14 protein-coding genes are annotated in these 22,491 nt (G+C 70.6%); 9 read left to right on the top strand and 5 right to left on the bottom strand.

Going from position 1 to position 22,491, the window contains the following annotated elements; translation table 11 throughout:
- Positions 1-263 precede the first annotated feature (263 nt).
- From ACQPZZ_RS11890 to ACQPZZ_RS11905, 4 genes are all read left to right on the top strand, one after another.
- Positions 264-4,292 (top strand): ThuA domain-containing protein, encoded by a 4,029-nt coding sequence (locus tag ACQPZZ_RS11890; protein WP_432931557.1) that lies wholly within the window; start codon positions 264-266, stop codon positions 4,290-4,292.
- 201 nt (positions 4,293-4,493) lie between these two features.
- The gene (locus ACQPZZ_RS11895; protein ID WP_432934355.1) at positions 4,494-6,347 is read left to right on the top strand and encodes an OmpL47-type beta-barrel domain-containing protein; all 1,854 of its coding nucleotides are present in this window, start codon (positions 4,494-4,496) and stop codon (positions 6,345-6,347) included.
- A 71-nt stretch (positions 6,348-6,418) separates the two neighbouring features.
- On the top strand, positions 6,419-7,054 hold the full coding sequence (locus ACQPZZ_RS11900) for a hypothetical protein (protein WP_432931559.1): 636 nt from the start codon (positions 6,419-6,421) through the stop codon (positions 7,052-7,054).
- 330 nt (positions 7,055-7,384) lie between these two features.
- On the top strand, positions 7,385-8,836 hold the full coding sequence (locus tag ACQPZZ_RS11905) for a sugar phosphate isomerase/epimerase family protein (RefSeq protein ID WP_432931561.1): 1,452 nt from the start codon (positions 7,385-7,387) through the stop codon (positions 8,834-8,836).
- A 133-nt stretch (positions 8,837-8,969) separates the two neighbouring features.
- On the opposite strand, the gene ACQPZZ_RS11910 is transcribed toward ACQPZZ_RS11905, so the two are convergent.
- From ACQPZZ_RS11910 to ACQPZZ_RS11925, 4 genes are all read right to left on the bottom strand, one after another.
- Positions 8,970-10,475, bottom strand: coding sequence for a glycoside hydrolase family 3 protein (locus ACQPZZ_RS11910; RefSeq protein WP_432931563.1), 1,506 nt, complete (start codon positions 10,473-10,475; stop codon positions 8,970-8,972).
- A 112-nt stretch (positions 10,476-10,587) separates the two neighbouring features.
- Positions 10,588-11,532 (bottom strand): carbohydrate ABC transporter permease, encoded by a 945-nt coding sequence (locus ACQPZZ_RS11915; protein WP_363646541.1) that lies wholly within the window; start codon positions 11,530-11,532, stop codon positions 10,588-10,590.
- The gene (locus ACQPZZ_RS11920) at positions 11,529-12,548 is read right to left on the bottom strand and encodes a carbohydrate ABC transporter permease (protein ID WP_432931565.1); all 1,020 of its coding nucleotides are present in this window, start codon (positions 12,546-12,548) and stop codon (positions 11,529-11,531) included. The genes ACQPZZ_RS11915 and ACQPZZ_RS11920 overlap by 4 nt, the downstream gene beginning before the upstream one ends.
- 5 nt (positions 12,549-12,553) lie before the next feature.
- Positions 12,554-13,885 (bottom strand): sugar ABC transporter substrate-binding protein, encoded by a 1,332-nt coding sequence (locus ACQPZZ_RS11925; RefSeq protein ID WP_363646539.1) that lies wholly within the window; start codon positions 13,883-13,885, stop codon positions 12,554-12,556.
- Positions 13,886-14,101: 216 nt separating this feature from the next.
- Here ACQPZZ_RS11925 and ACQPZZ_RS11930 point away from each other — a divergent pair, with 216 nt between their 5' ends.
- The gene (locus tag ACQPZZ_RS11930) at positions 14,102-15,277 is read left to right on the top strand and encodes an ROK family transcriptional regulator (RefSeq protein ID WP_432931567.1); all 1,176 of its coding nucleotides are present in this window, start codon (positions 14,102-14,104) and stop codon (positions 15,275-15,277) included.
- Positions 15,278-15,378: 101 nt separating this feature from the next.
- Positions 15,379-15,915 (top strand): zinc-binding dehydrogenase, encoded by a 537-nt coding sequence (locus ACQPZZ_RS11935; RefSeq protein ID WP_432931569.1) that lies wholly within the window; start codon positions 15,379-15,381, stop codon positions 15,913-15,915.
- A 119-nt stretch (positions 15,916-16,034) separates the two neighbouring features.
- Here the strand turns inward: ACQPZZ_RS11935 and ACQPZZ_RS11940 are convergent, their stop codons facing one another.
- A complete protein-coding gene (locus ACQPZZ_RS11940) occupies positions 16,035-21,188 on the bottom strand; it encodes an Lhr family helicase (protein ID WP_432931571.1) in 5,154 nt (1,717 codons plus the stop codon).
- Positions 21,189-21,314: 126 nt separating this feature from the next.
- Here ACQPZZ_RS11940 and ACQPZZ_RS11945 point away from each other — a divergent pair, with 126 nt between their 5' ends.
- From ACQPZZ_RS11945 to ACQPZZ_RS11955, 3 genes are all read left to right on the top strand, one after another.
- Entirely contained in the window at positions 21,315-21,458 is a 144-nt protein-coding gene (locus ACQPZZ_RS11945; RefSeq protein ID WP_432931573.1) for a hypothetical protein, read from the top strand.
- A gap of 46 nt (positions 21,459-21,504) precedes the next feature.
- Positions 21,505-21,993, top strand: a complete 489-nt coding sequence (locus tag ACQPZZ_RS11950) for a VOC family protein (RefSeq protein WP_432931575.1) — start codon at positions 21,505-21,507, stop codon at positions 21,991-21,993.
- A gap of 136 nt (positions 21,994-22,129) precedes the next feature.
- Positions 22,130-22,324 carry a DUF3046 domain-containing protein gene (locus ACQPZZ_RS11955; protein WP_357121265.1) on the top strand — a complete coding sequence of 65 codons (195 nt, stop codon included), beginning with the start codon at positions 22,130-22,132 and terminating at the stop codon, positions 22,322-22,324.
- Positions 22,325-22,491 lie beyond the last annotated feature (167 nt).

Here is a 22,491-nt window from a genome sequence, read left to right on the forward strand (position 1 = left end):
GGGCTCCGCGGCGCTCACCCGCCGGCAGCGTGACGACATTCGCGGCGACAGCGCGACGAACGGCGATGCCGCACGCCCTGGGACCGCCGCGGTGATCGCGCGGCTTCCCCGAAGTCCCGGTGCGGCCCGACTGGCAAGCGAGAGGAGAAAGAAGTCGGCGGAACCCCGTGACCCGCGGCATACGCGTTCCCGGTCGCCGCCGCGGGCGACCGGGCGACCTCCGCAAGGTGCTGATCCAACCCCCCAACCCGAAGGAGCGAACGATGGGTCGCAGAGACCTGCTCGTACACCCTCGACCACCAGCCTGGCGCCGTGCGCTGATCACGGCGTCCAGCGCCGCCCTGACGCTGGGACTGGCGACGGTCCCCGCCGCGCAGGCGCAGACCGCACCCGCCCTGGCGGTCCCCGCGCTGCAGGCGCAGGTCACCTCCACCTCTGCTCAGCAGGACGCCGACGAACCAGTCAGCGTGCTGGTGTTCCACGGTCCGGCCAAGCAACAGGACGATCCGGTCGACGAGGCCGCGGACGCGGTCAAGAAGCTGGGCAAGGACAACGGCTTCTCCGTCGAGGTGTCCGAGGACCCGGCCGTCTTCACCTCCAGCAACCTCGCGCGTTACCGCGGCGTGGTGTTCCTGTCGGCCAAGGGCGTGACGCTGAACGCCGCGCAGGAGGCCGCGTTCCAGACCTTCATCAGGAACGGCGGCGGGTTCGTCGGCGTCCACGACGCCGTTCGCGCGCAGGCGGACTCGTCCTGGTTCACGGAGCTGGTCGGCAGCCGCCCCGCCGGCAGTCTGCCGCCCGCCGAGAAGGTCGTGGAGATCGCGGCGAACAGTGACAACCCGCCGAACGAGACCAAAGAGAAGCTGTTCGACGGGAACAACAACAGCAAGTGGCTGACGTTCAACCCGACCGGCTGGGTCTCGGCGAAGCTGGAGCAGCCGAAGGCGATCGCGCACTACGCGCTGACCTCGGCCAACGACTTCCCCGGCCGTGACCCGAAGGACTGGGCCCTGCAGGGCTCCCAGGACGGGAAGAGCTGGAAGGACCTGGACAAGCGGAGCGGTGAGACGTTCCCGCAGCGGTTCCAGACCAAGGAATACAAGTTCGAGAACACCACCGCGTACGCGTACTACCGCCTGAACATCACCGCGAACAGCGGTGAGCCCCTCGTCCAGCTGGCCGAGTTGCGGCTGTTCGGTCCCGACGCCGGGCCTCCGCCGGACAGTCAGGTGCAGAAGGCCACGGTGGACTTCACCGACCGCCAGCACCCGGCGAACAAGGGCCTGCCGTTCAACGCGACGCGGTCCGACAGGTGGATGAACTGGAGCCCGAACCCGCTGGGCAAGGTCCACACGGTCGCGCAGGTCGAGGAGTGGACCTACAAGGCGGGCCTGAACGGCAACGGCGCGTTCCACCCGATCTCGTGGTGCCGTGACTACGACGGCGGCCGGTCGTTCTACACCGGCATGGGCGGCACCGAGGAGAGCTACACCGAGGACGAGCAGTTCCAGAGCCACCTCGGCGGCGCGATCAAGTGGGCGGCCGGTCTGGTCCGCGGCGACTGCCAGGCGACCATCGCGTCGAACTACAAGACCGAGCGGCTGACCGCGCAGAACCAGTCGGGCCAGCTCGACCAGATCGGCGAGCCGCACGGCCTCACCGTCGCCCCCGACGGCAAGGTCTTCTACGTCGGCAAGGCGGCCTGCCCCAGCGGCCCGATCGCCGACTGGAACAACCCGAAGGTCGGCCTCGGCTGTGGCACGATCCACCAGTGGGACCCGAAGACCAAGCAGGTCAAGCTCCTCACCACCCTCGACGTGATGGGCAACCGCGGCAGCGGCGACGAGCTGGTGAAGAACGAGGAGGGTCTCCTCGGCATCACGCCCGACCCGAAGTTCCAGGACAACGGCTGGCTGTACGTCTACTGGATGCCGCACGAGTCGATCGACAGGGACAAGCGGATCGGCAAGCGGACCATCTCCCGGTTCACCTACGACTTCACCGCCCAGACGATCGACCAGAAGACCCGCAAGGACCTGCTGCAGTGGGACACCCAGATCCACAGCTGCTGCCACGCGGGCGGCGGCATGACCTTCGACGAGGACGGCAACCTGTACGTCGCCTCCGGTGACAGCAACTCCTCGGGTGGATCGAGCGGATACTCCGGGAACAACTGGACCCAGGACTACAAGGGCACCTCGTTCCAGGACGCCCGGCGCACCGCCGGCAACACCAACGACCTGAACGGCAAGATCATCCGCATCCACCCGGAGGCCGACGGGACGTACACCGTCCCGGAGGGCAACCTGTTCACCGGGAAGGAAGAGGGCGGCGGCAAGACCCGCCCGGAGATCTACGTCATGGGTGTCCGCAACGTCACGCGGCTCGCCTGGGACAAGAAGAACGACTGGCTCACCACCGGCTGGGTCGGTCCGGACGCGGGCACCCCGAGTGAGACCTGGGGTCCGGCGAAGTACGAGACCGCGACGATCATCACGTCCGCGGGCAACCAGGGCTGGCCGTACTGCATGGGCAACAAGCAGCCCTACCGCGACCGCAGCAACACCGACGCCAACCAGCCGACCGGCTGGTACAACTGCGACGACCTGAAGAACAACTCGCCGCGCAACACCGGTCTGGTCGACATCCCGCCGGCCCGCGACAACATGATCTGGTACTCGCCCCAGGGCGGCGGCCCGGTCTACCCGAAGCGGACCGACGGCAGCGGCCTGCCGACCTACAAGCTGGGCGACGAGACCCTCACCCAGCCCTACCTCTCCGGCGGCGGCCAGGCGGTCATGCCCGGCCCGACCTACCACCGCGACGAGGTCGACACCGACAGCGGTGTCGCGTGGCCGGCGTACTGGGACAACAAGTGGTTCATCGGTGACGAGTCCAACGGAAACAACCGAATCGCTGTCACCGTCGACCCGAAGGGCGTCAAGGACGCGAAGCCGCCGGTCTTCGCCGAGGACCTGCGCTCCATCATCCAGCCCGGCGGCGGCGCCACCCAGCTCCAGTCGTGGATGGACGCCAAGTTCGGCACGGACGGCGCGCTGTACATGCTGGACTACGCCGGTGGCTTCTTCAGCCTTGACCGGAACCAGAAGCTGATCCGCATCTCCTACCAGGGTGGTCCGGCGACGCCGAACCCGAGCCTGGCCACGGCGCGGCCGGAGCGGCAGAGCGCGCCGAAGACGATGGTGTTCTCCAGCACCAAGGCCGGCGGCGTGAAGTGGGAGTGGGACTTCGGCGACGGCAGCAAGCCGTCGGCCGAGGCCAACCCGACGCACACGTACGCGAACTTCGGCACCTACAAGGCCAAGCTGAAGGTCACCTACGCCAACGGCGAGGTGGCGACCGGCGAGGTCGCCGTCGCGATCGGCTGCCCGGCGCCCGACGCCCGGCCGACGGTCCGGCTGCTGGACACCGACACCGGCGTGGCCAACCGCGTCGTCGACGGTGGCTGCACGATCAACGACCTGATCGACGACGAGCGCACGTGGCCGAACCACGCCGAGTTCGTCAGCCATCTCAACGACATGGTGAACCAGCTCAGCAAGGCCGGCGTCATCGACGGCAAGGAGGCCTCCGCGCTCAACGATGCGGGGGCGAAGTCCGACATCGGCAAGACGAACGGCTACGAGACCATTTTCGACGGGACGCCCGCGTCCCTGCAGGGATGGTCCCAGGCCCCGACCGGCCAGTTCAACCTGCAGCCGGACGGCACCCTCCGCACCTCGGGGGGGATGGGCATGCTGTGGTACTCGAAGAAGGCGTACGCCGACTTCTCGGTGCGGCTGCAGTTCCGTGATGTCGCGCCCGGCACGGCTCGGGCCAACACCGGCGTGTTCGTCCGGTTCCCCGACCTGCGGACCCCGCTGGACCGGCGTCCGACCGGGAGCTGCGGCACGGTCGGATCGGCCCGCACCTCGGAGGCCTGGGTCGCGGTCTACTGCGGCCACGAGATCCAGATCTACGACGGCGAGTCGGGCGAGACGCAGAAGACGGGCTCGATCTACAACTTCCAGTCGAACACGCTCGACAAGGCGGGGGCGACCCCGAAGGGCCAGTGGAACGACTACGAGGTCCGGGTGGTCGGGCAGCACTACACGATCATCCGCAACGGCGTCGTGATCAACGAGTTCGACAACACCCCGGGCAAGAAGTCGTCTCGCGCCGGCGACCCGGACACGAGCCTGCGCCAGTTCATCAGCGGGTTCATCGGGCTGCAGAACCACAGCGACACAGACCTGGCGGAATTCCGCAACATTCGCGTTCGGGAGCTTTAGGGAAATATCTGACACGATCTAGGCTGGCAGCGCCGACAGCCGGGCGGGGGGACTCCCCCGCCCGGCACCCCACCCCATGACCTCAGGCGGACCGAACCCGTTCGGCCGCCGACACACACGTTTTGCGAGGTGCGACCTCAGATGCATAGCGCATCGTTACTGACAGGAAAATCACGGAGGGCAGTGGGCGCCGCCGTGGCAATGCTGCTGCTGTGCGTGGCACTTCCGGCGCTGTGGCTGTCGCCGGCGAAGGCCGCCGCCGCGCCGCAGCCCGACACCCGGCCGCAGGTCAACCAGGCGGCGGCACAGGTGCTCACCTGGACCGCCGACGACAGCATGACCGCGTACAAGTCCGCGCCGACCACGGCGGTCGCGGGACCGGCGACGATCGTCTTCGAGAACAGCATGGCGACCGGCAGCACGTTCGGGATGACGCACACGCTGACCTTCGACTCGACGTCGCCCGGATACAACAACGACGTCAACGTCAACATCATCGCCAGCCCGTACGACGCGAACGGCGGCCGGCACGAGGTCCAGGTGAACCTCACCCCCGGCACGTACCGCTTCTTCTGCGCGATCCCCGGCCACATGATGTCCGGCGTGCTCGTAGTCACCCCCGGCGGCCCCACCGACACGACCGCACCGCAGGTGTCCGCCAACGTCTCGGGCGAGAAGGACGCCGACGGCAACTACGTCGGCTCCGCCACCGTCACCGTCTCGGCGACCGACAGCGAGTCGGGTGTGGACAAGGTGGAGTACGCCCTGGACAGCGGGGCGTTCCAGGCCTACACGGCTCCGGTGTCGGTGAACCAGGTCGGTTCCCACACGGTGCAGTACCGCGCGACCGACAAGGCGGGCAACGCCTCGGCCGTGGCGTCGGTGTCGTTCAAGGTGGTCGCGCCGCCGGCCAAGGACACGACCGCTCCGCAGGTGTCGGCGCAGGTGACGGGTGACAAGGACGCCGACGGCAACTACGTCGGCTCCGCCACCGTCACGATCTCGGCGACCGACAGCGAGTCCGGGGTGGACACGACCGAGTACTCGATCGACGGGCAGCCGTTCGCGCTGTACACCAAGGCGCTCGAGGTGGGCCAGCCGGGCAAGCACACCGTGAGCTACCGGGCCACCGACAAGGCCGGCAACACCTCCAACGTCGAGTCGGTGACCTTCACGGTCGCGGACTCGGGGTCGAAGGACACCACCCCGCCGACGGTGTCGGCGTCGGTGTCGGGCACCAAGGACGCCGACGGCAACTACGTGAGCTCCGCCACCGTCACCGTCTCGGCGACCGACAGCGAGTCGGGTGTGGACAAGGTGGAGTACGCCCTGGACAGCGGGGCGTTCCAGGCCTACACGGCTCCGGTGTCGGTGAACCAGGTCGGCAAGCACACGGTGCGGTACCGGGCCGCCGACAAGGCCGGCAACGCCTCGGAGGAGGGGTCGGTGACCTTCACCGTGGTCGCGCCGAGGCAGGACGACACCACCCCGCCGACGGTGTCGGCGCAGCTCACCGGCGACATGGACTGGGCCTGGAACTACGTGGGCTCCGCCACGCTGACGATCACCGCGACCGACTCCGGCTCCGGCGTGGACACGATCGAGCACTCGATCGACGGGCAGCCGTTCGCGCTGTACACCAAGCCGCTCGTGATCGACCAGCCGGGTGAGCACACCGTGAGCTACCGGGCCACCGACAAGGCGGGCAACACCTCCAACGTCGGCACCGCCACGTTCACGGTCGTCGAGGCGCCGCCGACCGCCAAGACGCCGCTGACCGTCACCGCCTCGTCCCGCTGCGTGGGCACGTCGGCGTACGTCGCGGTCACGGCGGTCAACGACGGCGACGTGCCGGCCACGATCGAGCTGAACACCCCGTTCGGCACCAAGACGGTGGCCGACGTGGCTCCGGGCAAGCAGGCGTACCAGTCCTTCAACGCGCGGGCCAAGCAGATCGGCGCGGGCAAGGTGACGGTCAAGGGGACCTCGTTCATCGACGGCAAGAAGGTCACCACGTCCTACGAGGCCGACTACAACGCGATCAGCTGCGGCTGACGAACGCAGTGAACAGGGGCCGGCCGGCCAACCCGCCGGTCGGTCCCGGCCCCCATGACTGGAGCGATCACATGAGAATCAACAGGACCACGCAGGTGCTCGCCGCGTCGGTGCTCGGTGTCGCGCTCGTCGGCGCATCCATGACGAGTCCGGCGCTGGCCGACGACAACCCCGGCAGCGGCATCGACGTGTCGGTGAAGATCGAGCCCACGACCACGCCCGGTCAGCTGTCGATGACGGTGGCCGACAACAACGGGGTGTCCCTGACGGAGAGCGGCTCGGATGCCGCCGCCCGTCAGTTCACCGGCACGCTGCCGACGGTGACGGTGTCCGACACCCGCAACCCCGAGGACATCCCCGCCGGTGAGTTCTGGGCGGTCGTGGGCCAGTCGAGCCAGTTCGTCGCGACCGACGACCCGGCCAAGACCATCGGCCCGCAGTACCTGGGATGGAAGCCGCGTCTGCTGAGCGACTCCTCCACCGGGGCGGTGTCGGCCGGTGAGCCGGTCTCCAGTGTCATCTCCGACGGCACCGGAGCCCCCGAGGTGGGTCTGCAGGGCCAGGAGCTGCTGGTGTCGACCGCCAACTCCTCCGACGAGATCGGCACCTCGAAGGTCAACGCCGACCTCGCCCTGCGCACCCCGGTCGACGTCGCCGCCGGCGAGTACCACTCGACCCTGACCCTGTCGCTGTTCAACCAGACCTGACCCGAAGGCGGGACGCGGTTGCCCGCTGCGAACGTCCGGGAGGCGTGCGAGTCCGGCACGCGTCCCGGACGACCACCCGCGATCGACGCCGGCAACGGCTATCTCTTGCCGGCGACGTACGGCCGCCACTTTGATCTCCATCCAAACAAAGTTATGCGGATCTCGGCAGAACACTCTTCACAGTTCACACAAAGTGACGTAGCTTCCTGATCAAGCTGCCCAAACAGTGAAGCGTGGGGCGGAAGAGGAGGCATCAGAGGCTCGCCGCGTCATCGGGGGATCAAGGTTCTTCATGCATATGAAGTTGGCACGACATGGAGTCGCACAACGATGAGCGCGTTCGACGAAGAGAACGAGACCGGGCAGATGCTGCGCCGCGGGCTGGGGCTGAACCGGCGCCAGTTCCTCGCGGCCACGACGGGTGTGACGGCGGTGACGGCCCTGTCGGCGACGGGTCTGTTCTCCTCAGCCGCCCACGCGAGCCTCGGCGAGGGCGACGAGATGAAGGGTGACCAGTACGCGCTGATTCCGGCGGCGAAGCGAGGCATCATCCTCTACACCGTCCGCGACGTGATCTCGCGTAACCCGCTGGCGGACCCGAGCCTGCCCGCCGGCTTCCGGCGCACTTTCGAGGAGCTGGGCAAGATCGGTTACTCGCAGGTCGAGTTCGCCGGCTACAGCCAGCACGCGAACGCCGAGGGCGGCGCGAACCTGGAGAGCGTGGCGGGTGCCCGCCTGCTGCGCGGCTGGCTGGACGACAACGGCCTGCGCGCCCAGGGCAACCACGGGTTCATCCCCGGCTCCTGGCCGCTGAGCCAGGCCGACATCGACCGCTTCAAGCTTCACCTGGAGATCGCCAACATCCTCGGCATGGAACACGTCGGCACCGGCAACGACCCCACGGGCAGCGCCTACAAGGCCGACTGGGACGTCGCGGCGGACAAGTGGCACCAGCTCGGCGCCCTCGCCAAGGACGCCGGCCTCAAGCTGTACACGCACAATCACGACGTCGCCTACAGCTTCCTGCTCGACAGCGGCCCGCTCGACGCGCAGGGCCGGCCCACCCGCTCCTCCGGCATCCGCCGCCTCGAGTACTTCCTGCAGATCACCGACCCCCAGCTGGTCCACCTGGAGATGGACATCTTCTGGGCGTACGTGGCCCAGCACAGGTACAAGACCTTCACCGCGCCCGACGGGTCGACGCAGACCGGCATCTTCAACCCGCTGAGGGTCGTGCAGGGGGCGGACGCGCGGTTCCCGCTGTTCCACGCCAAGGACGGGAAGTACGACCCGGCGACCAGCCAGGGCTACGACATGACGGCGTTCGGGCTCGGCGACATCGACTACGACGGGTTCTTCTCCGAGGGCCCGAAGAGGGGCCGCTACAACCCGATGTTCGAGAACGACAACGCCCCCGGAGGCACGGCCAACCCCGGCCAGTCGCTGGAGCACGCCAGGATCAGCTACGCCAACATGTCGGCGCTTCGCAACAAGGTCCCGCTGACCGTCACCGCTTCGTCCCGCTGCGTGGGCACGTCGGTGTACGTCGCGGTGACGGCGGTCAACGACGGCGATGTGCCGGTGACCGTGACGCTGTCGACTCCCTATGGTTCCAAGACGGTGGCCGACGTGGCTCCGGGCAAGCAGGCGTACCAGTCCTTCAGCGCGCGGGCCGGGCAGATCGGCGCGGGCACGGTGACGGTTACGGGGACCGCGACGATCGGTGGCAAGCAGGTCACCACGTCCTACGACGCCACGTACACCGCGATCAGCTGCGGCTGACCTAGCACCGGCCCCGCGGGTGAGTTCTGGGCGGTCTGTTCAACCGGACCTGACCCGCCCGGTGCCAGCGTCCGGGACGCGTGCGAGTTCCGCACACGTCCCGGACAACGCCCCTGATGGACGCCGACAACGGCTACCTGACCGCCAAGGGACCACCGCACAGCAGCTCCACCGCCGCCTGTGCGTTGGCACGGGCCGCGCCGTACGTCGCGATGTAGGCCCCGGCGCCGGGCCGCCAGATCGGCAGGCCCATCTCCATCACGACGGCGTCCGGCCGGGCGGCGAGCAATGCGGAGATCAGGTCCCGGCTGCCCGCGTGCCGGTGGGCGTCCTTGACGACCACGATCAGCGAGCGGTCCCCGGCCGCCCGGCCGAGCAGCGCCCCGGCGTCGGCATTCTCCGGTGTGACCCGGACGATCTCGGCCTGCGGCAGCCACGGCGCGACGCCCCAGGGCACCTCGCCCACCGCGATCGTCGGCGGCGTGTCGATCTCGACCACGAACGGATCGGCCAGTGGGCCCGTGGAGCCCGTCAGCGACACGGCGCGGCGGGCGGCGTCGAGACCGATGACGTCGTCCTGCGCCACCTTCGTGCGCGAGGTCTCGAACCAGTCGCGCAGCCGTTCCACCCGGGCGGCGGCCTCCTCCAGCCGCTCACCCGCCAGCCTGCCCTCGGCGACGGCGTCGACTATGTGGGCCACCATGCGCCGGACATCCTCCGGCGTGGGCAGCGGCCCGAGGCACAGCATGTCGGCGCCCGCGGACAGGGCCAGCACCGCCCCCTCCGCGAGCCCCACGCTCCCGCTGATTGCGTGCATGTCGAGCGCGTCGGTCAGCACGACGCCGTCGTAACCCAGCTCCCGGCGCAGCAGCCGGGTGAGCGCCTGCGCGCTGAGCGTCGCGGGCAGGTCACCGGTCAGCTCGGGAACCGCCACGTGCGCCGTCATGATCGACTTCACCCCGGCCTCGATCGCCGCGAGGAAGGGGACCAGCTCGCGCTCCCTGAGCAGGTCGACAGAGGCGTCCACCAGCGGGATCTCGAGATGGGAATCCTGATGGGTGGCGCCGTGGCCGGGGAAGTGCTTGACGCAGGCGGCGATCCCCGCCGACTGCAGGCCGCGTACGGCGGCGACCGTGTGCCGTGCCACGAGGCCGGGTGACGAGCCGAACGACCGGGTGCCGATGATCGGGTTGTCGTCGGCGGTGTTCACGTCGGCCACCGGGCCCATGTCGAGGTTCACCCCGCACCGCGCGAGGTCGGCGGCCATCGCGTGGTAGACCCGCTCGGTCAGATCCACGTCGTCCACCGCGCCGAGCGCCGCGTTGCCCGGGTAGGCGCTCCCGGTGTGGTAGGCCAGCCGGGTGACGTCCCCGCCCTCCTCGTCCAGGGAGACGACCGGGCGGCCCGCCTCATTCAGGCGGGCGATGAGCGCGGCCACCTGCTCGTCGCCGGCGATGTTCGACCCGAACAGGCAGACGCCGCCAAGACCGTCCTCCAGGCCGCGTAGCACCCAGTCCGGCGCCGTCGTGCCCCTGAACGAGATCAGCAGTGTTCCCGCGGCGAGCCGGTTCAGGCCCGGGTCGCCGGTACGCGTGGACGGGGCGGCGGCCCCCGCCAGGGGGTCGCGGGTGGCGGACATGGTGTCTCGGCTCCTTGGGTGCAGTGGGGGTGAGGGCGCGCGGGCAGGGCCCGTACGGCCACCGGGGGCGGTGGCCGCGGGCGGCCGTACGAGGGGGGTGCTGGCGGCGGGGTTATCCCTTGACCGCGCCCGCGACGAGGCCGGAGACCATCCGCCGCTGGACCAGCAGGAAGAAGATGAGGACCGGGATGGTCATCAGGGTCGAGGCGGCCATGATGCCGCCCCAGTCGGTCGAGCGCTGACCGACGAAGAACTTCAAAGCGACCGGCATCGTGTACTTGCCCTGGTCGTTGATGAGGGTCAGGGCGAACACGAACTCGTTCCAGGTGGTGATGAACGCGAAGATGCTGGTCGCGACGAGACCGGGCGCGACGAGCGGGAACAGCACCCGCCAAAAGGTGGTGAACCGGCCCGCGCCGTCGATCCAGGCCGCCTCCTCCAGCTCCCTGGGCACGGCCGCGACGAACGTGCGCAGCATCCAGACGGAGAACGGCAGCGTCAGGCCGACGTTGATGACGATCAGGCCGAGCAGCTGGTCGTACAGGCCGATCCGCTTGACCATGGTGAACAGCGGGATCAGCAGCGCCTCGGCCGGCACCATCTGCACGATCAGCAGCAGGATCAGGAACGAGGTGCGGAAGCGGAAGCGGAACCGCGCCACCGCGGTCGCGGCGAGCAGCGCGAAGACGGCGCCGATCACGACGGCGCTGAGCGCCACGATCGTGCTGTTGAGCAGGTACTGCCAGATGGGGAGCTCGCCCACGCCCTTGGTGAAGACCCGCTGGACATGGTCCAGCGAGGGCGGGCTGGGGAACGGGATGAAGCTCGTGGTGAAGATCTGGTCGTTCGGCTTGAAGGCCGTGGCGACCATCCAGTAGACGGGGAAGACCGCGAAGAGGAACACCGCGACCCCGGCCGCGTTCAGCGAGACCCGGGCGAGCCAGGGCTTGAAGGGCGTGATCCTCCAGCGAACCGGGAGGACCGCGAAGAGGAGCACCACGACCCTGGGCGCGTTGGGCGGGACCCGGCCGGGCTTGTTGCGGGTCAGCGGGCTCATCGGATGTCGTCCTCCGTCTTCACGATCTGCCGGACGTAGACGAGGGTGATCAGCAGCAGGATCACGGTCAGCACGACCGCGATGGCGGCGCCGAGGCCCAGCTTCGGCGCGCTGCCGCCGAACGCCTCGGCATAGCTCCACAGCGACAGGTTGAACGAGTCCCGGTTCGTGGTGCCGCCCGCCAGCAGGTAGAGCTGGGTGAAGACCTTGAAGTCCCAGATGATCGACAGCACGACCAGCACCGAGAACACCGGCTTGAGCAGCGGGAAGGTGATCCTCCTGAACGTGGTGAGCGCACCCGAGCCGTCCATCTTCGCCGCCTCGTACAGCTCCGACGGGATGCTCTTCAGACCGGCGAGCACCGACACCGCGATGAACGGGAACGACGCCCACACCACGGCCACGACCAGCACGAAGTAGAGCGTGGAGGTGTCGTTGAACCAGGGCTGCCCGCTCCAGTCCGAACGGCCGAACAGCAGGTTCGCCAGCCAGTCGGGCAGCAGGTTCAGCATCCAGTTGACGACGCCGGCGTCCGAGTCGAACAGCCACTTCCACACGATGGCCTGCGCGGTGGGCGGGGTCGCCCAGGCGGCCATGATGCCGACGATGACGAACGTGGACATCTTGCTGCCGAGCCGGTTCAGCAGCAGGCCGACCAATGTGCCGAGGACGAGCGTCAGCGTGACGGTGACGAGCGCGAAGATCACCGTGTTGCGCAGTGACGACCAGAACAGGGGCGAGGAGAGGACGCTTTCGTAGTTGTCCACGCCGACGAAGTCGGCCGGCGCGGGATTGACGGCCTTGATCTGCCGGAGCCCGACCTTGTGGAAGGACATCTCGATCATCTGGTACATCGGGTAGAGCAGCAGCACCGCGATGACCAGAAAACCGGGCAGGAGCAGGACGTACGGAACGGCCTTGGGGGACAGGCCCGATCCGCGCGCCCGTTTGCGACTGCGCCGCGACGGGGCGGAGGTGTCGGCTCCGCCCCGGGCGAGGGTTGACGTCTGAGTCATGATCCCTACTGGTTGAGGATCGTCTCAAGCTCGGTGTTCGCGTCCGTCAGAGCCTGGTCGACGCCCTTCTTGCCCTCGATCACCTCGCGTGCCGCGTTCTGCAGCACGGCCTTGGTGTCGTTGGCCTCGGCCCAGTTGGGGCTGGCCGGGAAGCCCTTGGCGACCTTGAAGGTGTCCGTGAACGGCTTCTGGGCGGGGTCGCCGCCCATCTCCGCGAGCGCGTCGGGGTAGAGCGGCAGCAGGCCGCCCTCCTTGGCGTACCGCACGCCGAACTCCTTGCCCGCGGCGAGCTTGACGTACTCCAGGGCGAGCTCGGGGTTCTTGGTGTCCTTCCAGACGGCGATGTCGTTGCCGCCCTGGAAGGCCGGGGCCGGGCCGGAGCCGTCCTTGGCGGGCAGCGAGAAGAAGCCCATCTTCGACTCGTCGACCTTGCCCTTGCTCTGCTCCTTGATGGCGGCGATGTCCCACCCGCCGGTGACGTACATGCCGACCTTGCCGGCGGCGAAGCGCTGGGCGATGTCGACGGAGTTCTGGGTCAGGCGGCCCTTGCCGGACACGCCGTCCTTGGCGACCAGGTCCGTGTAGAACTGGAAGCCCTCCTTGAAGCCCGGCTGGGTGAGCTGACCCACCCACTTGCCGCCCTCGAACTTGGCGAAGTCACCGCCCGCCGACCAGACGAACGGCGACAGCGACATGTTCGCGTCGGAGCCGCCGTTGAAGGCGAAGCCGTCGACGTCCTTGCCCTGCTTGTCCACGATCTTCTTGGCCGCGGCGACCAGGTCGTCCCAGGTCTTGGGGACCTCGATGCCGAGCTTGTCGAACCAGTCCTTGCGGTAGAGCACGGCGCGGGTGCCGCCGCCCCACGGCACGGCGTAGACCTTGCCGTCGATGGTCTCGTAGCTCCACAGGTTCTGCGGGATCTGCTGGAGCTCGGGGTCGCTCTTGGTGGCGTCGGTGATGTCCGCGAGCGCGTCCTGCGCCACCCAGGCCGCGACCTGGTCGTTGCCGAACTCGGTGACGTCCGGGCCCTCGCCGCCGGCGAGCGCGGTGGTCCACTTCTTCTGGGCGTCGGGCCAGGGGATCCACTGGACCTTGGCCTCGGCGCCCGTCTTCTCCTTGAACTCGGCGTTCAGGTCGTCCATGTATTTGGTGAAGACGTCGGTGGGGGCACCGAGTCGCCACACGGTAAGAGTCTGGCCGGCGAACTTGGGACCGCTCGCGGCGGCGGAGGACGACGGGGTGGTCGTGCTACCGGAGTCGTCGCTTCCGCAAGCGGCGAGTCCCAGGGCCAGGGCAGCGGTCGCGGTGGTCGCGACCGCGATCTTCGCGATCTTCACGATGGGTCTCTCCCTTCCCGGCTTCGCGTCGGGGGTGCGCCTCGTGGGGGGTGTCGGCGGGCCGCTCACCTGCTGGAAGGCGCTCTCCTTTCGGTCGGCGCTCTGGCGTCCCGAGGCCTGATCGGTTGCCTCCGGGCTGGCTGGCGCTAAACTAACAAGAAACTTTCTTATAAAAAAGACCGTGTTAGCGGATCGTGACGAGAGGGGAACCAGCCGGTGCCACAACAACCGGGTACGCCTCGGCTGCTTCGGCAGATCAACGACCGCGCGGCATTGGAACTCCTCATCTCCAGAGGCCCGCTGACCAGGGCTGAGTTGGGAGAGCTTACCGGGCTGTCCAAGGTCACATCCGGCCAGCTCCTGGCCCGTCTGGAGACACGCGGGCTGGTCACGGCCGCGGGGGAACGCCCCGGCGGACGCGGCCCCAACGCCGCGCTGTACGGGGTCAACCCCTCCAGCGCGTACGTCGCGGGGCTGGAGGTGCTGCCGGACAGCGTCACGGCCGCGGTCGCCGACATCACCGGCACGGTCGTCGCCCAGGTGACCGTGGACCCGAGCGGGGCCCGCGACCCCGTGCGCATCGTCCACGAGGCCGTGCAGCGGGCATGCGGGACGGCAGGGATCGAACTCGCCCGGCTGCGCTGCTTCGTCATCGGCACGCGCGGGGTCGTCGACCCGCTCACCGGTGACATGCGCTACTCCGTCGACCTGCCCGCCTGGCATGTCGGCATCCTGGCCGGGCTGCGCACCCTGCTCGGCGAGAGCGTCATCATCGAGAACGACGTCAACCTGGCGGCCCTCGCCGAGAGGACGTACGGCGCCGCGCGGGGCGCCGACGACTTCGTGATTCTCTGGACGGGCGTCGGACAGGGCCTCGGTGTCATGCTCGGCGGGCGCCTGCATCGCGGCATCACCGGCGGCGCGGGCGAGATCGGCTGGCTGCCGGTCCCCGGGGAGCCGCTGCCCAGCGCGGTCACGGCGCCGCAGACCGGTTCCTTCCAGCGCCTCGTCGGAGGAGAGGCGCTGCGAAATCTGGCCCGCGTGCACGGCGTCGCCGCCGGAAACGTCCGGGACGCCGGGGTGGCCGGCCTCGTCCGTACGGCCATCGACGCGGGCAACGAGGCCTTCGTCGAGGACCTGGCCGGGCGGCTCGCGGTAGGGGTCGCGGCGGTCTCCGTGGTTCTCGACCCGGGACTCGTCGTGCTCGGCGGTGACGTGGGCAGGGCCGGCGGCGCTCACCTCGCGGGGCGTGTCGAGGAGGCGGTGGCCCGGGTGTGCCCGAGCCGCCCCACAGTGGTGGCGACCGCCGTGAAGGGCAATCCCGTTCTCATGGGTGCGATCGTCGCGGCACTGGACCGAGCGCGTGAAGAGGTCTTCTCGGACACAGTCTGACGATATGCCGACCGTCATGCCCGGCTCTCCACGCGACCGCTGCACTCACCTCGCCATCGCGCGCCGAGCACGAGGCCGCCTATGGCGACCTGCTGTTCGCCGTGCAGCTGGCCAAGCTCGCGGGCGCGCATGTGGTGGCGACGGCCGGCCCGCGCAGCGCCGCCGCCGTGCGGGCGCTGGGCGCCGACGAGGTCGTCGACTACACCACCGACGCCCTGCCGGGCGGCAACGACGTGCTGATCAACCTGGTGCCCGACCTGCCCGCCTCGGTGACGGAGCTGGCCGAGGAATTCGTCTCGATCACCCAGCCGATCGTGCATCCGCACGCCGTCCGGTTCGTGGCCCGCAACGACCCGGGGCAGCTGACCGAGCTCGTGGCGCTGATCGACAAGGGCCTGGTGGACGTCGAGGCGGTCGTTCGCCCGCTGGAGTCCCTGGCGGACCTGCATCGGGAAGCGGAGCGCGGTCTTGTCCGGGGAAAAGTCGTACTGACGGTGGAGCCCCGGCGCTTGTCAGACGTCGGCCGGCGCTCTGACGCTCTCCACGCCCAGACCGGCCCGGCGCGGCAGGGGGAGCGTGCCGCTGCAGGAGCCGAGGTGCAAGCCCTGCCGAGCGCGCGGGACGCCGTGCGTGAGTGACCGGCGTGCGCGTGGGTGACCGGGGTGCGCGTGACCGGCGCGCGCGTGGGTGAATGAGGTGCGCGTGACCGGCGTGCGCGTGGGTGAGGCCGCGGCTCCGCCCGCTGAACGCGACCGAGTCAGGCGCGGATGCGCAGGCCGCGGGGGGTGGGGTGGAAGCCCGCGGCTTCGAGCGCCGCCGCGAGCGGGGAATCGCCGATGGCGGCGCCGTCGGCCCGCTCGACGGTCAGCTTGCCCAGCGCCCCCCGCTTCACCGCGACGGCCAGGGCCTGCACGGCGGGCCGCAGGTCCTCCTCGGGCCCGAACGAGAGCAGGGTCTTCCCGCCGCGCTCGACGTAGAGGATCAGCGCGCCTTCCACCAGCACCACCAGCGCGCCGGCCTTGCGGCCCGGCTTGTGGGTCACGTCGTCCGCGCGGTCCGGCCACGGCAGGGCCGCGCCGTACGGATTGGCCGGGTCGGTCGCCGCGAGCACGACCGCACGGCGGGGCGGCGGCGGGGCGGGGATGGTCCACAGGTCCTCGACCGGAGCGGGGCGTGTGGAGGACATCGCACGCATACGGTCGACCGCGCCAGGCAGCGCGAACTGGGCGCCGCCCAGACCCTCCACGAAGTAGCCGCGGCGGCACCGGCCGCTCTCCTCGAAGGCGCGCAGCACCTGATAGACGGCGGAGAACCCGCCGGGCAGGCGTTCGGCGGTGATGCCGCCCCTGGTCAGCACGCCGTGTCGTTCCAGCAGGACTTCGGCCTGCGCGTGCGCCCGCTGAGTGGCGTCGGCCGACGGCGAAGGCAGCAGCCACCATCGGCCGCTCACGGTCGGCGGGCCGCTTCTCGTCGGCAGCACCGCGCGGCGGCGTCTGGTCGCCGCCGGCCGGTGGGCCGGCCGCCCGGTGCCCAGCGCCGAACGGAGCGGGGCGAGCGTGTCGCCGGTGACCCGGCCCGCCCAGACGAGGTCCCACAGCGCCGCCGCGAGTGTCGTGTCGTCCGGCACCGCGCTCGCGCGCGCCACGCCCGCCGCGTGCGGACCCGTCGCACCCTGTCGTGTGAACGCTCCCGGTTCGATCCCGGTCGCCTCGGTGCCGGTGACGCGGCCGAGGATTCTGGCCCGGCGGGCCGAGGCGGCGTCCGGACCGGGCGGAGGAGGGGCGCCGTCGCCGAGCGCCGCGGTCGCGACCCGGTTGGACAGCTCACGGAAGAACAGTGCTCCGCCCCCGCTCAGGATCTCCAGGATCTGCTCGTGCAGCGGCGTCATGGTGATCTCGGCCGGCGTGGGGAGCAGCAGGGGCGCGGTGTCGGCGAAATAGAGACCGACCCACCCGTCGCCGCCGGGCAGGGAGCCCTGGCCCACCCAGACGACCTCTCCGGACGAGGTCAGCTCGTCGAGCAGAGCGGGGGAGTATCCGGGCACCCGCGCGGGCAGCACCAGCGACTCCAGCGCGGAGGCGGGGACGGCCGCCCCCTGCAACCGCTCGATCGCCGTGATCAGGGCGTCCATCGCCCGCGCCGAGCCGTGGCCCTCCTGCCTCGCTGGACCTGCGTGCCAGCCCTCATGCCGTGCGGGTTCGTCCTGCCGCCCGCCGCGCTGCTGCCACGGCCGGCCCGCCTGCACGCCTGCCCCCGGGTATGCGGCCCCGCCGTCGATCCGGCCGGCGCCCCCCTGCTCGCCACCGGCCCACCCGCCGTCGTTTCCGGCCGCGCGGCCGCCGGTCGGCGTGACGGTCTGCGGGACGATGCCGTGCCATGCGGGCAGGAACGCCGCCAGCGTCTCCGGAGGGACCGGTTCCACTTCCTTGCGGAGCCGCGCCAGCGACCGGCGCCGCAGCAACCGCAGCACCCCGGCGTCACACCACTCCTCGCCCCGGCCACCGGGGCGGAACTCACCCGAGACCACCCGCCCCGCCGCGGCGAGACGGCGCAGGGCCTCGTCCACCACCGCGACGCCCACACCGAAGCGGGCGGCGGCCGTGCCGGAGGAGAACGGGCCGCGGGTGCGGGCGTGGCGCGCGACCAGGTCGCCGAGGGGATCGGAAGCGGCGTGGCCGCGGCCCGGCCCGCCGGGCCCACCGGCGAGGGGCGCTTCGAGGAACTCGTGCGGAACGCCCACCGGCAACGGCACCCCGAGCGCGTCACGCAGGCGCCAGGCGTCCTCGACGGCGGCCCACTGCTCGTGGCCCGCCACACGTACCCGGATGGCCCGGCGCGCCCGCTCCAGATCGGCGAGCCAGGCGGGGTCGCCCTCGCGGATCGAGACGTCCTCCGCGAGCAGCGGGCCGTGCGAGCGCAGCAGGTCGGCGAGGTCCTCGGCATCCCGCAGTGGCCTGTCCAGCCGCGCCAGCTCCCGCTCGGTCTCGGCGACGACGTCCGGGTCGAGCAGCTCCCGCAGGTCGGCCTGCCCCATGAGCTCGGCGAGAAGCGCGGTGTCGAGGGCGAGCGCCTGCGCCCGCCGCTCGGCGAGCGGCGCGTCACCCTCGTACATGAACGCGCCGATGTAGTTGAACAGCAGCGACGCCGCGAACGGAGACGCCTGGGAGGTCTCCACCTCCACCACCCGCACCCGGCGGGCGGCCACGTCTCGCATGAGCTCCACGAGGCCCGGCACGTCGAAGACGTCCTGCAGGCACTCGCGCATCGTCTCCAGCACCACCGGGAACCCGGCGTACTTGCTCGCGACCCCGAGCAGATGGGCCGCCCGCTGGCGCTGCTGCCACAAGGGGCTGCGCCTGCCGGGGGAGCGGCGGGGCAGCAGGAGGGCGCGTCCGGCGCACTCCCGGAACCGGGAGGCGAAAAGGGCCGACCCGCCCAGCTCCTCGACGACGATCTGCTCGATCTCCTCGGCGTCGAACACCGCGACGTCGGTCGGCGGCTCCTCGAAGGTGTCGGGCACGCGCAACACGATGCCGTCGTCGGAGTGGACGGCCTGGACGTCGACGCCGTACCGCTCGCGCAGCCGCCGCCCGATGGCGAGCGCCCAGGGGGCGTGGACCCGCGCGCCGAAGGGGGAGTGGATCACCACGCGCCAGTCGCCCAGCTCGTCGCGGAACCGCTCGATCACGAGCGTGCGGTCGTCGGGCACATAGCCCGTCGTCTCCCGCTGCTCGGTCAGGTAGGCGAGCAGGTTGCCCGCGGCGTACTCGTCGAGGCCCGCCGCGCGGACCCGCTCGCGCGCCGCCGCCGCGTCGCCCCGGCCGCCCGTCCCGGCGGCCGACAGCTCGCGGAGGAACGCGCCGATCGCCCGGCCCAGCTCGGCGGGCCGCCCCGGCGCGTCCCCGTGCCAGAACGGCAGCTTGCCCGGCTGGCCGGGGGCGGGGGAGACCAGGACCCGGTCGGCGGTGATGTCCTCGATCCGCCACGAGGTCGCGCCCAGCACGAACACGTCGCCGACGCGGGACTCATAGACCATCTCCTCGTCGAGCTCGCCCACCCGCGACGCCTTGTCGCCCACCAGGAACACGCCGAACAGCCCGCGATCGGGGATCGTGCCCCCGTTCGTCACCGCCAGGCGCTGGGCCCCGGGACGGCCCTGGAGGGTGCCCGTCACCCGGTCCCACACGATGCGCGGGCGCAGCTCTGCGAACTCCTCGCTCGGGTAGCGGCCGGCGAGCATGTCGAGCGTCGCCTCCAGCGCACTGCGCGGCAGCGTGGCGTACGGCGCGGCCCGGCGCACCACCGCCTCCAGCGCGTCGACCGTCCACTCGTCGAGCGAGGTCATCGCGACGATCTGCTGGGCCAGCACGTCGAGGGGATTGCGCGGATAGCGAATCTCCTCGATCTGCCCCGTCCGCATGCGCTCCGCCACGACGGCCGTCTGAACCAGGTCGCCCCGATACTTGGGAAAGATCACGCCTCGGGACACGGCACCGACCTGGTGCCCGGCGCGGCCGATGCGCTGCAGCCCGCTCGCCACGCTGGGCGGCGCCTCGACACAGGCCACCAGGTCGACCGAGCCCATGTCGATGCCCAGCTCCAGGCTCGAGGTGGCGACCACCGCGGGCAGACGGCCCGACTTCAGCGCCTCCTCGATCTGGGACCGCTCCTCCTTGGAGACGGAGCCGTGATGCGCCCGCACCACCTCGGGGAGCGCGCCCGCCGAGGCCCCCGCCTGGGCCATGTACTCCGACGGCATGGCGGGCGGGCCCGCCTCGGACCAGCGGTCCGGATCCTCCGGCTCCATACCTTCTCCCGGCGCGGGCGCGGCCCGCCGTTCCCAGGCGAGCTCGTTGAGCCGGGTGCACAGGCGCTCAGACAGGCGCCGGGAGTTGGCGAAGACGATCGTGGACCGGTGGGCCTCGACCAGGTCGAGGAGATGCTCCTCGACATGCGGCCAGATGCTCCTGCGGTGCTCCGGCGATTCGCCGTCCGCGCCGGGCGGCGCCGGCGCCAGCTCTGTCATGTCCTCAACCGGGACCACGACGTCGACCTCGATGACCTTCTCGGAGGGCGGCTGCACGACCGTGGCCGGGCGGGACCCGCCGAGGAACGTCGCCACCTCCCGCACCGGCCGCACGGTCGCCGACAGTCCGATGCGCTGGGCCGGAGCGGGCAGCAGCGCGTCGAGCCGCTCCAGCGTCAGCGCGAGGTGCGCCCCGCGTTTGGTCCCCGCGACGGCGTGCACCTCGTCGACGATCACGGTCTGGACGCCCCGCAGCGCCTCGCGCGCCTGCGAGGTGAGGATCAGGAACAGAGACTCGGGCGTCGTGATCAGGATGTCGGAGGGCCGGGCGGCGAAACGGCGCCGCTCCTCGGCCGCGGTGTCCCCTGAGCGGATCGCCACCGAGATGTCGGGGGCGGGCAGGCCCATCCGCAGCGCCGTCTGCCGGACGCCCGTCAGCGGGGCCCGCAGGTTTCGCTCGACGTCCACCGCCAGGGCCTTCAGGGGAGAGACGTACACGACCCGGCACGGCCGGGGCGGCTCCCCGTCCTCCTTCCGGCCGCGCCGCGCGCCGCGTCGTCCGCCGGGCCGCCCCGCCTCGGACCCGCCGGGCCCCTCGCCGGGCCGACCCGGCATGGACCCGCCGTGGTGCTCCCGGCCCGCCGCCGCATCCGCCCGCGAGGCCGGGCCCGCCGTGTGCTCGACGGCGAGGCGGTCGATCGCCCACAGGAAGGCCGCGAGGGTCTTGCCGGACCCGGTCGGAGCGACCACGAGCGTGTTCTCGCCTCTGGCGATCGACGACCAGGCGCCCTCCTGCGCGGCCGTCGGCGTCGCGAAGGCGCCGGTGAACCATTCCCTGGTCACCGGGCTGAAGCCGTCGAGCGAACCCACCTGCCCATCATGCATCGCGCCACCGACAGAAAACGCCGCGTCGCCGTCCCGCCAGGTGAGAAGCAAGTGTGGGGCAAGCCGGTCCCGGCAGGCTGATCCCCGTTCGACGCGACCACAACTCTCCGATGGAGGGATCACGACATGTACGGCAGGAGAAGCCGCACCGACCGGCAGGACCTCGCCCGTCAGGCCCGTCAGTCCCGTCAGTTCCGCCAAACCCGCTACGAGGCGCTGCGGGCCGAGCGCGCGGAATGGATCGGCTGGCGAAGATGGCTGCTCTCCTGACCCCCGGATGGCATGACATGCCTCGCTCGGGACAATCTTCCTCAGTATGAAAATCGACTACGCGGCCATCGAGGCGGAGCGCTCGCGGATCCGCGAGCGCTACCTGAGCGAGCGCCGTGCCGCAAGCAGCGCGAGGGGCCTGCACCACTTCGCACTGATCTCGTCAGACGTCGAGCGGACGATCCGCTTCTATCACGACCTCCTCGAGTTCCCGCTCACCGAGATCTTCGAGAACCGCGACTACCGCGGGTCCAACCACTTCTTCTTCGACATCGGCAACGGGAACCTGCTGGCGTTCTTCGACCTGCCGGGTCTCGATCTGGAGCCGTACAAGGAGGTCCTCGGCGGGCTCCACCACATCGCGATCTCCGTGGACCGGGCGACGTGGGAGCGCCTGCGCAGCAAGCTCGACGCGGCCGGCGTGCCGTACCAGGAGGAGAGCGGCAGTTCGATCTACTTCCAGGACCCGGACGGCGCCCGCCTGGAGCTCCTCGCCGACCCGCTGGGAGAGATGTACGGCAGCCGCGTCATGTGACCGGCTCCCCGGCATGAGGACGCCGGAGTGAGTTCGGCGCCCACGCGGCTCCAACGCCGGACGGCCGCCCGACGGGCGGCGATCGCGGCGCCGCGGCCGGGAGAGCTCATCCCGGCCGCGGGTCCATACTGAACCCATGCGCCTCACAGACTTCTGGAACAGGATGCGCCGCCACTTCGGCGAGGCGTACGCGGAGTCGTGGGCGAAGGATTACGTGATCTCCGGGCTCGGCGGGCGCACGGTCGAGCAGGCCCTCGCCGAGGGCGTGGCGGCCAAGCAGGTGTGGCAGGCCGTCTGCCAGGAGGTCGACGTGGACCCCAGACTGCGCTGACGCGACACCGCAGGGCCCGGACGGGTCCCGAATCGTGCCCGCACCCCGCCCGTGTGTCCTTCGGCACCCTCGCCACACCGAGGTCTCTCCGTCCGCATCCGCATCGCGAACTCGCCTGTCGGCGGCGCACCGCCCGATGCCGAGGCGTCCCAGCTCGCGTCGCAGCC

It is taken from the genome of Microbispora sp. CA-135349 (assembly GCF_050947365.1).
Classification (GTDB): Bacteria; Actinomycetota; Actinomycetes; order Streptosporangiales; family Streptosporangiaceae; genus Microbispora.

Coding starts and splice junctions, on each gene's coding strand:
- ACQPZZ_RS11890 (WP_432931557.1), top strand. CDS start 264: ATGGGTCGCAGAGACCTGCTCGTACACCCTCGACCACCAGCCTGGCGC.
- ACQPZZ_RS11895 (WP_432934355.1), top strand. CDS start 4,494: ATGCTGCTGCTGTGCGTGGCACTTCCGGCGCTGTGGCTGTCGCCGGCG.
- ACQPZZ_RS11900 (WP_432931559.1), top strand. CDS start 6,419: ATGAGAATCAACAGGACCACGCAGGTGCTCGCCGCGTCGGTGCTCGGT.
- ACQPZZ_RS11905 (WP_432931561.1), top strand. CDS start 7,385: ATGAGCGCGTTCGACGAAGAGAACGAGACCGGGCAGATGCTGCGCCGC.
- ACQPZZ_RS11910 (WP_432931563.1), bottom strand. CDS start 10,475: ATGTCCGCCACCCGCGACCCCCTGGCGGGGGCCGCCGCCCCGTCCACG.
- ACQPZZ_RS11915 (WP_363646541.1), bottom strand. CDS start 11,532: ATGAGCCCGCTGACCCGCAACAAGCCCGGCCGGGTCCCGCCCAACGCG.
- ACQPZZ_RS11920 (WP_432931565.1), bottom strand. CDS start 12,548: ATGACTCAGACGTCAACCCTCGCCCGGGGCGGAGCCGACACCTCCGCC.
- ACQPZZ_RS11940 (WP_432931571.1), bottom strand. CDS start 21,188: ATGCATGATGGGCAGGTGGGTTCGCTCGACGGCTTCAGCCCGGTGACC.
- ACQPZZ_RS11945 (WP_432931573.1), top strand. CDS start 21,315: ATGTACGGCAGGAGAAGCCGCACCGACCGGCAGGACCTCGCCCGTCAG.
- ACQPZZ_RS11950 (WP_432931575.1), top strand. CDS start 21,505: ATGAAAATCGACTACGCGGCCATCGAGGCGGAGCGCTCGCGGATCCGC.
- ACQPZZ_RS11955 (WP_357121265.1), top strand. CDS start 22,130: ATGCGCCTCACAGACTTCTGGAACAGGATGCGCCGCCACTTCGGCGAG.